We start from the raw sequence: 13,494 nt of genomic DNA on the forward strand, positions 1-13,494 counted from the left end.
TTATGAAGTAGTCTGAGAGTGAAAAGCGCGTAAACAGTGACTAGGCAGGGTTCGATCTACTTTTGCTTCAATCCATTCTGCCGCTTGAATTAATGCAGGAAGGTGAATATTTGTCTCAATTCCTAGTTTTTGAAGCATATGCACCACATCTTCTGTCGCCACATTTCCGCTGGAGCCAGGTGCATAGGGACATCCGCCCAGTCCCCCGCTGGAGGAGTCAAATATCGTGATTCCGGCTTTTAATGCCGTATAAATATTGGCAAGAGCCATCCCCTTCGTATCATGAAAATGGAGAGCGATTTTATCAGCAGGAAAACGTTCAAGTAAAATGTCTAAGCGCCTTTCTACTTGTAGCGGATGGGCTTCACCGATGGTGTCACCGAGAGATATTTCATCAATGCCATAAGAAAGCAAAGTATCCGTTAACCGCAGGACTTGATCTATTGGCACTTGTTTTTCATACGGGCAGCCAAATACGGTGGAAATATACGCGCGTGTGTGTTTTCCTGCTGCTTTTAAATCAGCTGTCATTTGTTTGATGATAGGAAGTGTTTCGTGGATGGATTGATTCATATTTTTCTTGTTGTGTGTTTCACTCGAAGAGATAAACATAGCGCCTGTGTCAAGATTGGCTTCAAAAAAATGAGCTAAGCCTTTTTCATTGGGAATGAGTGCTGCATAGGTGATGTCGTCTTTTCTGTTTAAGGATTGGGTGAGTTCTTTGGCATCTTTTAAGGCTGGAACCCATTTTGGATGAACAAATGATGTGACTTCAATATAAGGGAGCTGGGCTGATGCGAGCAGATCTATCCACGTTCGCTTCTCGCTTGTGTCCAGCCAGACTGATTCATTTTGCAGTCCGTCCCGCGGGCCGACCTCCCTGATAAGCACACTCTTTGGTAATGCCATCTGGCTCCCTCCTATTCTGTCAGTTCTAAAAGAACCTCTCCTTCATCGACAAACTCCCCCTCTGCCTTATGCACTTTGCGGATGATCCCGGCCTCTTCAGCAACGATCGGAATTTCCATTTTCATTGATTCTAAGATGGCAACCTCCTGTCCTTTTTGCACTTCATCGCCTTGTTTCACAAGAAGCTTCCACAAGTTTCCGGCCATTTGAATCGTGACAGTTTTCATGAACGGTTTCCCTCCCTTTTTTTCATGAGAAAATCGGTTGTGATGCTGCCTTGTAAGAAGGCAGAAGATCCGGCCATTTCCCTTAAAAGCGGTAAGTTGGTTTTGATCCCTTCTATTTCATATGCTTGTAATGCCCCTTTTAATCGTTCTATTGCAAGTTTTCGTGTATCACCGTAAACGATCATTTTCGCAATCATTGGATCGTAAAAAGGGGTTATAATGCTTCCCTTTGTCACACTTGACTCATGACGTATATACGGAGCTTCAGGCGTAGAAAGCCGAGATATCGTTCCTGGTGAAGGATAAAAGGTGACGGGATCTTCTGCATAAATTCTAACCTCGATGGCATGCCCGATTTGATGAATATCCTCCTGATTAAAGGAAAGCGGCTCACATGCAGCGATTTTCAGCTGCTCCTCAACAAGGTCAATGCCTGTAATTTCTTCTGTGACAGGGTGCTCTACTTGTAATCTCGTGTTCATTTCTAGAAAATAAAATTGTTGATGCTGATCGACTAAGCATTCAATCGTTCCTGCATTTTCATACCCAATCGCTTTGGCTGCTTTGACGGCCATCTCCCCCATCTGACGTCTCACCGATTCATCGAGACAGGCGGCTGGTGCTTCTTCAATGATTTTTTGATGTCTTCTTTGGAGTGAACAGTCTCGCTCAAATAAGTGAACCCCATGACCGAAGGAATCAAAAAGGACCTGAATTTCAATGTGCCGCGCGTTTTCAATGACCTTTTCCATATACAGCGTCCCATCGTTGAAAAAGCTTTGTGCTCTTTTTTGATTCCCTTCAAAAGCCCTGTACAGCTCATCATCATTTTGCACGAGCTGCATGCCAATTCCTCCGCCCCCGCTTGATGCCTTCAGCATGATCGGATAACCGAGTGACTGCGCTTGACTCACTCCTTCTTCTGCATCATGCAGTGGAGCTGAAACGCCTGGTACAATGGGGATACCTGCTTGAGCCATTGTTTTTCTTGCTTCAATTTTATTCCCCATTCGCTGAATGACTTGTGCGGATGGTCCAACAAAGGCCATACCTTCGCTGCGGCAGCGTTCTGCAAAGGCCGCGTTTTCTGATAAGAGGCCATATCCTGGGTGGATGGCATCTGTATTTGTCTGCTTGGCTACACTAATGATTGCTTCCATGTTTAAATAGCTTTCAGATACTTTCGCGCCTCCAATCAGATAGGCGCTGTCTGCTTCTTGCACATGAAGTGCATGCTGATCTGCTTCTGAATAAACGGCAACGGTGTGGATCCCGAGCCTTTTACACGTTCGAATAATTCGCCTAGCAATTTCGCCTCGATTGGCAATCAGTACTTTTTGAAACATCGCTGCCTTCACTCCTTTATTAGATCAAGCGCCTGTTTTTTCAGACGAAATTTTTGAATCTTCCCTGATGCGGTCATCGGATATTCGTCAGTGATGAAAAAATATTTAGGAATTTTGTAGCGCGCCATTTGCGACTGACAATAGCTGGTGAGTGTCTCAATCGTTACCGCTCTACCTTGCTTGAGCCGAATGAATGCGGCGGCTTCCTCTCCATACGTCTCGTCAGGTATACCAACAACCTGTGCATCAAGAATGTCCGGATGAGTATAAAGAACGTCCTCAATCTCTTTTGGGTATACATTCTCCCCGCCTCTAATGATCATATCTTTCAGCCGTCCTGTGATTTTCACATAGCCGTCCTCATCCATCTCTGCTAAATCACCAGTATGAAGCCAGCCGTCCTGATCAATCACTTCATTTGTGGCTTCTTCATTTTTATAGTAGCCTTTCATCACATGATAACCTCTTGTACACAGCTCGCCTTGTTCTCCTCTTCCTACTTCCTCCGGCGTGCCCGGAACGGTGATTTTCACTTCGATGTGAGGAAGCGCCCGGCCGACCGTTTGAACCCGTCTTTCAAATGAATCATCCGTTCTTGTTTGGGTAATGACAGGAGAGCTTTCAGTCTGTCCGTAGGCAATCGTGAGCTCCTTCAGTCCCATTTGTTCAATGACGGCTTTCATCACATGGGATGGGCAAAGAGATCCTGCCATAATGCCCGTTCGTAATGTGGACAGATCGTATTGGTGAAAATTCGGATGGTCGAGCTCTGCAATGAACATTGTCGGGACGCCGTGAAGGACGGTGCACTTCTCTTTTTCCACGGTTTGAAGGACTCGCTCTGGGTGGAAGGATTCAACCGGAATGATCGTTCCTCCTTTTGTGAGGCAAGCAAGCACGCCAAGAACGGATCCAAAGCAATGAAAGAAAGGAACGGGGATACACATTCGATCCTTTTGGGTGAGCTTCATACAATCTGCGATTTGGCTGGCATTGCAGACGATGTTTGTATGGCTGAGCATGACTCCTTTTGGATAGCCGGTTGTGCCTGAAGTATATTGCATATTAATGACGTCATCTGGCGCAAGCTCATCCATTCGTTTCTCCCACTCATGATCCTCAGTTCTTTTAGCAGCAGCTTGAATACTGTTCCAGCTGCGCATGCCTTTTGGCGTGTGCTCGCCAATATAGACGACACTTTTTAAATAAGGAAAAGATGAGGATGTGAGCTCGCCTTGATAAGCGTTTTGAAGCTCTGGTATGAGTTCTTCCAGCATTTTGACATAGGATGTCTCTTTAAAGCCGTCTACGATAAACAGCATGCTGCTATCAGAATGCTTGAGTAAATAGGCGAGTTCCTGTGCTTGAAAATTCGTATTTACAGTGACAAGAACGGCTCCAATCGACGCGCAGGCAAATTGCAGCATGAGCCATTCAGGTACATTGGGCGCCATGATGGCGAGATGATCCCCTTTTTGAACCCCTAATGCCATAAGACCTTTCCCTGTTTCCTTGACTTCTCGATAAAACGCTTCATATGAATAACGTAAAGAACGTTCTGGATACACAATGGCTTCATGTGCTGGATGCTGCTCCCTTTTCTCTTTTAAAAGGGAGCCGATTGTCTGTGGATGAATCGACATGATGGCTTTCCTCCCCTATTTATAGTAAGCGTTTTCATTATCGGATTACGCTAACAGTTGTCTTGCGATGACTAGACGCTGAATTTCAGAGGTCCCTTCTCCAATTTCCATCAGCTTCGCATCTCTCACAAGCCGTTCTACACCACATTCTTTCATATAGCCTGTTCCTCCGTGAATTTGGACAGCATCAAGACTCGCTTTTGTCGCCATTTCAGAAGCGAAAAGTTTGGCATAGGCAGCTTCTTTTGTAAACGGCTTGCCGTGATCTTTCAGCCAAGCGGCTTTCCAAACCATTTGTCTCGCGAGTTCTATTTGCATCGCCATATCTGCCAGCTTAAACTGAATGGCTTGGAAGGAAGAAAGGGTTTGCCCAAATTGCTTTCTTTCCTTTGCATGTGAGAGCGAAGCATCTAGTGCAGCTTGTGCGATGCCAACTGATAACGCAGCAATTGAAATACGTCCCCCGTCTAATGTATATAAAAATTGCTTAAAGCCTTTTGCTGGGTCTCCTAAAATATTCTGGGCTGGTACACGTACACCGTCTAAAATGATTTCTGCTGTATCTGAACCGCGCACGCCCATTTTGTCATATGGATTTGTAATGGACAGCCCTTTTTGCCCTTTCTCCACAATGAAGGCGGAGATGATCGGGCGGCCGTGTTCATCATGATCCGTGACAGCGGTGACAATAATGGTTCTGGCAAAATTGGCGTTTGTGATCCAGCACTTCTCCCCGCTGATGACATATTCTTGTCCGTCTTTGACTGCTTTTGTTTTCGTCCCTTTTGCATCTGATCCTGCGTTTGGTTCTGTTAAACCGAAGGAACCAAGTGCTGTCCCAGAAGCCAGCGGGACAAGGTGGTCCATCTTTTGGTTCTCTGTACCGAAGTAATAAAGCGGGCTTGCGCCTAAGGATACGGCTGCGGCATAGCTAAGACCTGTACTGGCACACTGTTTTCCTATTTCTTCTACAGCGAGTGCATACGATATCGTATCTCCTCCTGAGCCTCCGTATTTCTCTGGAAAGGGGATGCCCATAAAGCCGAGCTCCCCCATTTTTTGAAACGTTTTGGCTGGGAATACGGCCTGTTCATCAATCGTTTGAGCGTGTGGTGCAATTTCTGCTTTGGCAAAATCTTTGACCATCTGGCGGATCATTTGTTGTTCTTTCGTTAATTCAAAATCCATCTTGCTTCCCCCTTTGGCTCTTTTCTATCATATTTATTAATCAAGCAGCTGCTTCATGCCAAGCTTGATTGAATTCAGAAAATTAAAACAAGAATAATAGAAAAAAAGCATGAACGAAGAAAATCCTCATTCATGCTTTTTCCGTTATTTCACTATTTTTGTAGAAGGCTTGCTTTCGTGATGAAGACGATTAAGAGCCGTAATCTTGTAAGTATCAATCGTCTTTTGATTGATTGGTAGGTCTTTAATCGTTGTGATGGCGCCTTTTTCTTTTCTAACTGTTTGCAGTAATTCATATGTTCCTTTATTTGTCAATCGATAGACTGCATAATAGGATACGGTAGAATGCCGATCATTTTTGATTTGCAAAGCCGCACCATCCGCTGCCTTTTTCACAGATTGAATGATTGGTTTTTTAGGCGCTTTCTGATGAAGCCAAGGCATTTCTGGAATGAGAGCTGGTTTGCGGTATGACTCTTCTATCAATCGATCCTTTACATTCAAAGGGTTGCGATTGAGATCCTTCAAGCTGAAATGCATGCTTCCCTGCACGAGCTGTGACTGCCTGTTCAGCTCAATCTGCCTAAAATATTCTTCCGGGTCAGACCAAGCAGGATCACTGTTTTGATTAATTTTATATGCCGCCTGACCAATATACAGGTGAACCGGCTCCCCTTTCACCTCATTTGACCACCATTTCGTCAGCACGTCATAAGCGGCAGCTTGAAAACCGATGCTCCAGTAAATTTGCGGAGTGACATAATCAATATCGTGCTGCTGAATCCACTCTCTTGTATCAGCATACAAATCATCGTAGTTGGTCATTCCTGCAGTGGTGTTTGAACCAGTCGGGTCATCTTTTATGTTGCGCCATACCCCGAATGGACTAATACCAAATTTCACATAAGGTTTTTCTTTCTTAATGGTGTCATTGATTTGCTTCACGAGCTGATTCACATTATCTCTTCGCCAATCTTCTATATGTGTAAAAGCTTTTTTCCCATATGTTTCATATGTTTCTTGATCTGGAAACGGCACACCGGCTATTTTATTCGGATAAAAATAATCATCCATATGCACTGCATCAATATCGTAGTTTTTCACAACCTCTTCTATGCCGAGGGCAATGAAGTCTTGAGTTTCAGGGATGCCAGGGTTGTAATAAAGCTGATTACCATAGGCAATGGTCCATTCAGGATGTTGTCTGGCAGGGTGATCAGCTGATAAACGGCTGAGATCAGTATGATTCATCGTGATTCTGTAAGGATTAAACCAAGCATGAAATTCAAGGCCGCGTTTATGAGCTTCTTCTATCATAAACTCAAGCGGATCATACCCAGGATCTTTCCCTTGCGTTCCAGTCAAATACTCTGACCACGGCCCGTATGCTGAAGGATAAAAAGCATCTGCTGTTGGTTTAATTTGCATAATGACGGCATTCATATTCATTGCTTTGATCTCGTCTAACAAACGAATGAACTCTTTTTTCTGCTCTGCTACGGGCAGCCCCTTCTTTGAGGGCCAATCTAAGTTATAAACTGATGCAATCCATACCGCGCGCATTTCTCTTGTGCTCTCAAGCTTCCCTTTTGGCACTGGACGAGCTGCTAGACTGCTAGAAGGAATCAATAAGAATACAAACATTAACATCAGTGTTAGAACTGTCATACTGATCTTTTTCAGCATGTTTTGCATCACCTCATATTCAGTTTATTCCGCTTTTTGTGATGGAATGCCAGCAGATGGTGTAAGCAGAATGTTTTTCATTTGATTGAGCTGAGCTTCAGGGACTTTGCAGGCTTCAATTAAATACCTCTCTGCACTCCCGTATGTCTCCAGCATTTCGTGCAGCACATCTTCAAGATAATCTTGCTGCACACCGACAAGCGGCTGAATTTGTTCTTTTGATACCCGGTATAAACTCATCAATTGGACAAATCGTTCCTGCCTTCTGACAAGCATTTGCACGCCTTCATTAGAACGCATGTATTCACTTAAAACGACAGTCAGCGGTACACCTGCTGTTAACTGAATCAGGGCAGATAAAAAACCTGTACGGTCCTTGCCGCTCGTGCAGTGAAGCATCAGCGGATAATGGCTTTGATCTGAAAGCAGTGTGAACAGCTGCCGAATCTCTTCTTTACGCTCAGTGAGCATGCTTTGATATAAATCTTTCATGATCGGTGTAAATGAGAGAGACTTCCCTTCTGTTACCAGCATACGAAACATGGTCCATTTACTCGGCATCTTACTGTCAGGCTGCATCGGAATATGGACGATTTTGTCGTGTTCCTTGATCTTTGGTGGATGTGATTTACGTTCTGAGGTTGTACGGAGGTCGCAAACAGTTTGAATCCCGAGTGTTGAGAATATCTCGATGTCTTGTTTCGTCAATCGAGATAAGTCTGCGGATCGATAAATCATTCCCTCTTTGATCACCAACCCCTCTGCTGCTTGAAGTCCCCCTACTTCTCTAAAATTCGCAAGCTTTGAAAATGGGTTGTTTGATTGATTCATAGAAGTAAAAGTCCTTTCTGGTTTCGTTCTTTTTTCTATCATACGCTTTTATATCAAAGGAGAAAAGAGAATCAATTGACCTAATCCATGTAAGAGAATTTATTGGTATAATGGAAAAAGGACATTCGGATTGATTGGAGATATGAAGTATGATAAAAACAAAACGGATTCAGCAAATCAAAGAGTATGTGTTTGACCGGGAATCTGCCTCACTTGATGAGCTTGTGGCGCATTTTGGTGTCTCAAAAAACACGATACGCCGAGATGTACAGGCATTGGTCGAGTCTGGCGTGCTCAAAAAAGTGTATGGCGGAGTGGCTGTGAACCACTCAACGTTAGTGGTGTATCAGGAGCGAAAGATCCGTCAGCTCAGTAAAAAGCAATTGATCGGTCAGACGGCTGCCGCTTTTGTGGAAAACGGGGATATGATTTTTATTGATTCTGGTACGACAACGCTTGAGATGCTCCCCTATTTGACTGAGAAACAGGTGACCATTGTGACCAATAATGTGGATTTCATTACACAGGCGATGCCTTATGAAAATCTCACCATCTTTTCCACTGGCGGGATGCTTGAAAGAAAAACGAATTCTTTCGTTGGCTATCAAAGTGTAGAGCGCTTAAAAGCTTACAATGTCAATAAAGCCTTTATCGCGTCAACTGGTTTATCCATTGATCACGGCGTCACGAATTCGTCTCCGCTTGAAACCGATATTAAAAAGACGCTTGTTCAAAAAAGTGCCAAAACCTTTTTATTAGTGGATGATAGCAAATTCGATCATTACGCCTTGACCACGTTTTGTGATTTGCACGAGATTGATATCGTCGTGACCAATCAGGAGCCAAATGAAAATTATCTTCAATATGGAAAAGAGCATGATGTGCGGTTTGTCACGCCTTCATCAAATGAATAGATAGACAAAAAACGGCTCAGGAATTTGAGCCGTTTTTTCATTCATTAATTTCAAGCTGCACGATCATACGGAATAAAAATCGGTACACGGCCGAGATGACGTCAATGAAAGCCGTATCTTCGTTAATGTCATCAAGCTCAAGAAGCTGTAAATTCACATCAAATAAGCCATCTTGTCCATTAAATTGAAGCTGAGCACCATTTAATGGCGATAGCAAGTCCTTTAGAATATTCGTGTCTTTCTTAGGACGTTTGAAACCGAATAACACGGTATACGTTTGAAACACTTCGTCCCATTCAATTGCCAAGCCATCTACTTTCACGACATCAAACCACTTTGATTCGATATAAATAAATTCTTTTTGATGTTTTTTCACATATGTAAGCGGTGTGTTTAAAAATGAGGCGTTTTCTGTTTGAATCATGTCCTCTGATTCCTTGTCTACACGCTCTATATATACATCGCCAAAGCGTGCTTCTTCTTTTATTCTCGCCCCTTCTAAAGACCAATTGCGGTGCGCCGCTTCATCATATTCGAAGTCTGTCAGGGCTTGCCCTTCTTTCAGTAAGTCTTGTAAGCGATTTTGCAGTGACATGGCTATGTCTCCTTTCTTCTCCTTCATGTGCGTTTATTATTTTAGCATAACTCAGGAAAAGAAAGATATGTCCTAGCATATGATGGTATGATAGTGTCAAAAGAAACATCTCGGAGGGGTACATTTTGCTCACAATGACACTGGCAGAAAAAATCGTAGACGAGGTTAAAAAGGTGCTGACTGAGGAAATCATCATCGCACAAACGAACGGCACCATCATTGCAGCAACAGATCCAGCGCGCATTGGACAATTTCATGAAGGAGCGTATCTGACATCTTTTGAAGGCCAGAAACGAATTCTCACAAAGGATGACCAGCAGCACATGAAAGGCGTCAAAGCCGGTATTAATCTGCCTATTTATTTTAAGCAGGAGGTCATCGGAGTCATTGGGATGACAGGAGATCCTGTACATGTGTCTCCTTTTGGCGAAATATTAAGAAAAATGACCGAGCTGCTCATTCATGAACATGAATTTTTTCAAGAAACTGAAACGGATGAACGTCAGCTCGAAGCGTTTGTGTTCGACTGGCTCCATCTGCCAGAGACAGCGATTGATCTCACTGAAAAAGCGTCACGACATCAGCTTGATATCAACAAGGAGCGCGCAGTTGTTCTGATCGATTGTCAGGACGAATCATTTATGAAGCAGAATCAATACAAAGAATTGAAGGAAACGCTGCATCTCAACAGCCAGGAGATCATCGTCCGCTGGGGGCATGGTCGCTTTTTACTCATGCTGCAAACAACAGCAGATGATCGTAAAGCCTTGCAACAGCGCCTTTTTCACATCCGTGCCTCCCTTGCGGCGCGGAGCACGCCAGGGGTTTTGATTGGGGCGGGAAAACCAGCAGCCGCTCATTTGATGAAGCAATCCTTTCAACAAGCCTTTCGTGCATTGAAAATGGCACATGCTGATATGCCGATTGTATTTGATGAAGATTTAACGCTTGAACTTTTTATGGAGGAAGTCAGTCAGGAAACAAAAGAAGTGTTTCTTGATCGAACGATCGCCCCTCTTCTCCCCTATCCTGAATTAGTGAAAACATTGCGGGTACTCATGACATCAGATTGCTCATTGAAATATACCGCAGAAGCGATGCATGTCCATATCAATACACTGCATTACAGGCTAAAACGAATCCAAGATTTAACGACACTTGATCCAAAGCGGATGCAAGATGCAATGCTCTTTTATTTAGCCTTCATGCTTTTAGATCATGATCCAAAAAAACGAAGCGAACAGCCCGATATTTTGTAGAATCGTCCATAGGCATGAGGCGATTCTTTTTTTATACTGAAAGAAACGATACGTCTAATCAGTAGGAGTTGAATACGTATGTTAAATTCTGAATTTTTAAATCAATTAAAAAAGATTGTCGGTTCGTCTTACGTACAGGACAGTAAAGCTGATCGTCTTGCCTACTCTTATGATGCAACACCAAATTTTCAGCAGATGCCAGATGTCATCGTAAGCCCGCACGCTGCTGAGGAAATCCAGCAAATTGTCCGGCTCTGCGCCTCATATCATATACCGATCGTGCCAAGAGGATCAGGAACGAACCTTTGTGCAGGTACATGTCCTACACAAGGCGGACTTGTGATGCTGTTTACAAGAATGAACCAATTAATAGAAATAGATGAAGAAAACCTGACAGCAACGGTTCAGCCTGGTTTGATCACACAGGAACTCATTCGCCAAGTAGAGGCAAAAGGGCTCTTCTATCCACCTGATCCAAGCTCTATGAAAATCTCTACATTAGGCGGAAATATTAATGAAAATTCAGGTGGTCTCCGGGGCTTAAAATATGGCGTGACAAGAGATTATGTACTTGGACTTGAAGTGGTGCTGCCAAACGGTGACATCATTAAAACAGGCGGCAAACTTGCAAAGGACGTGGCCGGGTATGATATGACCCGTTTGTTCGTAGGTTCAGAAGGAACGCTCGGGATTGTCACTGAAGCCACGCTGAAGCTTTTGCCGCTTCCAGAAACAAAACAAACGATGCTTTGCTTATATGAAAGCCTAGAGGAAGCCGCTGCTTCTGTGTCGGCGATTATTGCAGAGCGTATCATCCCCGCTACATTAGAATTTATGGATCAGCCGACCCTGGAAGTTGTTGAAGACTTTGCAAAAATCGGTTTGCCGACGGACGTTCAAGCGGTGCTGTTAATCGAACAGGACGGCCATCCTGAGGCGGTTTCTCGTGATATGCAGAGCATCGCAAAAGTATGCCAGCAGAATGGAGCAAAAAGTGTGAAGATCGCTCATTCTGAAGAAGAGGCAAATGCCCTTTTAACAGCGAGACGATCTGCTTTATCTGCCCTCGCCCGGTTAAGCCCGACGACCATTTTAGAAGATGCCACAGTCCCTCGGTCTGAAATTGCCAGCATGGTGCGAGCGATCGAAGATATTGCGAAGGAGTACAAAGTGAAAATCTGTACATTTGGTCATGCAGGTGATGGGAATTTGCATCCTACTTGTGCAACAGATGCAAGAAATGAAGAAGAAATGAAACGGGTGGAGGAAGCCTTTCAGGCCATTTTTGAAAAAGCCGTCTCACTTGGCGGCACCATTACGGGTGAACACGGCGTGGGTCTTATGAAAGCCCCTTACTTGGAACTAAAGGTCAAAAAAGAAGGCATTGCAGCAATGAAAGCGATCAAACAAGCGCTAGACCCAGAAAATATGATGAACCCTGATAAAGTGTTTGGTAAAGCCGCAAGAAAGCGGGTGGTGGTCTCATGAGTTCCTCTAAACAAACAGAGATTCAGCAATCATTTCAGCAGCAAATGGACGAAAAAGAGCTGCTCAATTGCATGCGCTGCGGCTTCTGCCTTCCTTCCTGCCCTACTTATATTGAATCTGGGCAACAAGAAACACACTCTCCCCGCGGCCGAATTGCTTTAATGAAGGCGGTTAGAGACGGCGTCATTGAGCCAGATGAAGATATCGAGCATTCACTGAATCTTTGTCTTGGCTGCCGTGCATGTGAGCCGGTCTGCCCTTCCGGCGTTAAATATGGCCGGTTACTTGAGGATGCAAGAGACATCATTCAGCAGCACAAAAAACAATCAATCCCTGTCAAACTTGTGAGACGTGCAGTATTCAAAGGACTCTTTCCTTCACAAAGCCGAATGCGGCAAGCGGCAGGACTTCTTCGATTTTATCAAACATCTGGTCTGCAAACAGCCGCCCGTAAAACTGGCATGCTGAAGGTGCTTCCACCGCACTTACGACTGATGGAACAGGCGCTTCCAACGGTGCCGCGTCAACAAAAAAGCCGTTTGTCGGAATATAAAGCCGCAGGCCCAGCTAGAAAACGTGTCGCCTTTTTTACTGGCTGTTTAATGGATACCGTTTTTTCCAGTACAAACGAAGCGACCATCCAGCTTTTGCAGCTGGCAGGCTGTGACGTCATCGTCCCTCCTATTCAGACGTGCTGCGGAGCGCTTCATGGTCATAGCGGAGAAAAAGAGCAAGCGAAACAGCTAGCAAAGCGGAATATTGAAGCATTTGAAAAGATAGATGCAGATGCCATAGTCATGAATGCGGGCGGTTGTGGTGCTTTTTTAAGTGATTACGATCATTTGCTTCACGATGATCCGGATTTTCAAAAGCAAAGTGAAGCCTTCTCAAAGAAAATTACGGATATATCAGACATTTTAGTGGAGCTGGAATTTCACCGCCGCATGCCGCTTGCTTTGCCAGAGCAGGTCATCACCTATCAGGATTCCTGTCATTTGCGGAACGGAATGGGTGTACAGCATGCGCCAAGGGTGCTTATGAAGGCCATTCAAGGCGTATCATTTAAAGAAATGAAGGATGCCGATCGGTGCTGCGGCTCAGCTGGCATTTACAACATCTTGCAGCCAAAGATGTCGATGCAAATTTTAGATCATAAAATGACAGAAGCAAGGGAAACAAAGGCTGCTGCCATTGTTACGTCTAATCCAGGCTGTCAGCTGCAAATGGCAGCAGGCATCAAACGCGCGGAGCACTCGCCGACCATGCGTGCCGTCCATCTAGCTGATTTATTATTAGAAGCCGTTCAATATGGAAAAAAAGCGTCCAGCCCATCAAGCTGAACGCTTTTTTATGCATATCTTTAGACAATTGGTTGGATAATAGAGGAAAATCGCCGAAGGAGCTGGTT

At 44.3% G+C, this 13,494-nt stretch carries 12 protein-coding genes; 4 read left to right on the top strand and 8 right to left on the bottom strand.

Translation table 11 applies throughout. The features are described from left to right. From ACP69X_RS09990 to ACP69X_RS10020, 7 genes are all read right to left on the bottom strand, one after another. Window positions 1–909, bottom strand: a complete 909-nt coding sequence (locus ACP69X_RS09990) for a hydroxymethylglutaryl-CoA lyase (protein ID WP_073979961.1) — start codon at window positions 907–909, stop codon at window positions 1–3. Window positions 910–920: 11 nt separating this feature from the next. Next, window positions 921–1,136 (bottom strand): acetyl-CoA carboxylase biotin carboxyl carrier protein subunit, encoded by a 216-nt coding sequence (locus ACP69X_RS09995; protein ID WP_039179120.1) that lies wholly within the window; start codon window positions 1,134–1,136, stop codon window positions 921–923. Beyond that, complete coding sequence (locus ACP69X_RS10000; protein ID WP_426052651.1) at window positions 1,133–2,482, bottom strand: acetyl-CoA carboxylase biotin carboxylase subunit; 1,350 nt, start codon at window positions 2,480–2,482, stop codon at window positions 1,133–1,135. The genes ACP69X_RS09995 and ACP69X_RS10000 overlap by 4 nt, the downstream gene beginning before the upstream one ends. Before the next feature lie 8 nt (window positions 2,483–2,490). Further along, window positions 2,491–4,125 (bottom strand): AMP-binding protein, encoded by a 1,635-nt coding sequence (locus ACP69X_RS10005; RefSeq protein WP_041085381.1) that lies wholly within the window; start codon window positions 4,123–4,125, stop codon window positions 2,491–2,493. A 45-nt stretch (window positions 4,126–4,170) separates the two neighbouring features. Further along, a complete protein-coding gene (locus tag ACP69X_RS10010) occupies window positions 4,171–5,313 on the bottom strand; it encodes an acyl-CoA dehydrogenase family protein (protein ID WP_041085379.1) in 1,143 nt (380 codons plus the stop codon). Window positions 5,314–5,457: 144 nt separating this feature from the next. Then, complete coding sequence (locus ACP69X_RS10015; protein ID WP_426052652.1) at window positions 5,458–6,999, bottom strand: glycoside hydrolase family 10 protein; 1,542 nt, start codon at window positions 6,997–6,999, stop codon at window positions 5,458–5,460. A 24-nt stretch (window positions 7,000–7,023) separates the two neighbouring features. Then, the gene (locus tag ACP69X_RS10020; protein WP_426052653.1) at window positions 7,024–7,830 is read right to left on the bottom strand and encodes a tyrosine-protein phosphatase; all 807 of its coding nucleotides are present in this window, start codon (window positions 7,828–7,830) and stop codon (window positions 7,024–7,026) included. A gap of 149 nt (window positions 7,831–7,979) precedes the next feature. Between ACP69X_RS10020 and ACP69X_RS10025 the strand changes: the two genes are divergently transcribed. Then, the gene (locus tag ACP69X_RS10025) at window positions 7,980–8,744 is read left to right on the top strand and encodes a DeoR/GlpR family DNA-binding transcription regulator (RefSeq protein WP_041085376.1); all 765 of its coding nucleotides are present in this window, start codon (window positions 7,980–7,982) and stop codon (window positions 8,742–8,744) included. A gap of 37 nt (window positions 8,745–8,781) precedes the next feature. On the opposite strand, the gene ACP69X_RS10030 is transcribed toward ACP69X_RS10025, so the two are convergent. Continuing rightward, window positions 8,782–9,339: a branched-chain amino acid aminotransferase gene (locus tag ACP69X_RS10030; RefSeq protein ID WP_269104275.1), complete on the bottom strand. Its 558-nt coding sequence runs from the start codon at window positions 9,337–9,339 to the stop codon at window positions 8,782–8,784. A 125-nt stretch (window positions 9,340–9,464) separates the two neighbouring features. Here ACP69X_RS10030 and ACP69X_RS10035 point away from each other — a divergent pair, with 125 nt between their 5' ends. The 3 genes from ACP69X_RS10035 (at window position 9,465) to ACP69X_RS10045 (ending at window position 13,426) form a co-directional block, all read left to right on the top strand. Continuing rightward, a complete protein-coding gene (locus ACP69X_RS10035; RefSeq protein ID WP_041085374.1) occupies window positions 9,465–10,598 on the top strand; it encodes a CdaR family transcriptional regulator in 1,134 nt (377 codons plus the stop codon). 78 nt (window positions 10,599–10,676) lie between these two features. Further along, entirely contained in the window at window positions 10,677–12,086 is a 1,410-nt protein-coding gene (glcD, locus tag ACP69X_RS10040; protein ID WP_411242200.1) for a glycolate oxidase subunit GlcD, read from the top strand. Continuing rightward, window positions 12,083–13,426 (top strand): (Fe-S)-binding protein, encoded by a 1,344-nt coding sequence (locus ACP69X_RS10045; protein WP_338527518.1) that lies wholly within the window; start codon window positions 12,083–12,085, stop codon window positions 13,424–13,426. Before glcD ends, ACP69X_RS10045 begins: the two co-directional genes overlap by 4 nt. Window positions 13,427–13,494 lie beyond the last annotated feature (68 nt).

It is taken from the genome of Bacillus sp. DC4300-2b2, from assembly GCF_049895685.1.
Lineage (GTDB): Bacteria > Bacillota > Bacilli > Bacillales > Bacillaceae > Bacillus > Bacillus safensis.

What these genes read in the sequence shown, in the direction of transcription:
- ACP69X_RS09990 (WP_073979961.1), bottom strand. Translation starts at nt 909, where the DNA reads ATGGCATTACCAAAGAGTGTGCTTATCAGGGAGGTCGGCCCGCGGGAC.
- ACP69X_RS09995 (WP_039179120.1), bottom strand. Translation starts at nt 1,136, where the DNA reads ATGAAAACTGTCACGATTCAAATGGCCGGAAACTTGTGGAAGCTTCTT.
- ACP69X_RS10000 (WP_426052651.1), bottom strand. Translation starts at nt 2,482, where the DNA reads ATGTTTCAAAAAGTACTGATTGCCAATCGAGGCGAAATTGCTAGGCGA.
- ACP69X_RS10005 (WP_041085381.1), bottom strand. Translation starts at nt 4,125, where the DNA reads ATGTCGATTCATCCACAGACAATCGGCTCCCTTTTAAAAGAGAAAAGG.
- ACP69X_RS10010 (WP_041085379.1), bottom strand. Translation starts at nt 5,313, where the DNA reads ATGGATTTTGAATTAACGAAAGAACAACAAATGATCCGCCAGATGGTC.
- ACP69X_RS10015 (WP_426052652.1), bottom strand. Translation starts at nt 6,999, where the DNA reads ATGCTGAAAAAGATCAGTATGACAGTTCTAACACTGATGTTAATGTTT.
- ACP69X_RS10020 (WP_426052653.1), bottom strand. Translation starts at nt 7,830, where the DNA reads ATGAATCAATCAAACAACCCATTTTCAAAGCTTGCGAATTTTAGAGAA.
- ACP69X_RS10025 (WP_041085376.1), top strand. Translation starts at nt 7,980, where the DNA reads ATGATAAAAACAAAACGGATTCAGCAAATCAAAGAGTATGTGTTTGAC.
- ACP69X_RS10030 (WP_269104275.1), bottom strand. Translation starts at nt 9,339, where the DNA reads ATGTCACTGCAAAATCGCTTACAAGACTTACTGAAAGAAGGGCAAGCC.
- glcD (WP_411242200.1), top strand. Translation starts at nt 10,677, where the DNA reads ATGTTAAATTCTGAATTTTTAAATCAATTAAAAAAGATTGTCGGTTCG.
- ACP69X_RS10045 (WP_338527518.1), top strand. Translation starts at nt 12,083, where the DNA reads ATGAGTTCCTCTAAACAAACAGAGATTCAGCAATCATTTCAGCAGCAA.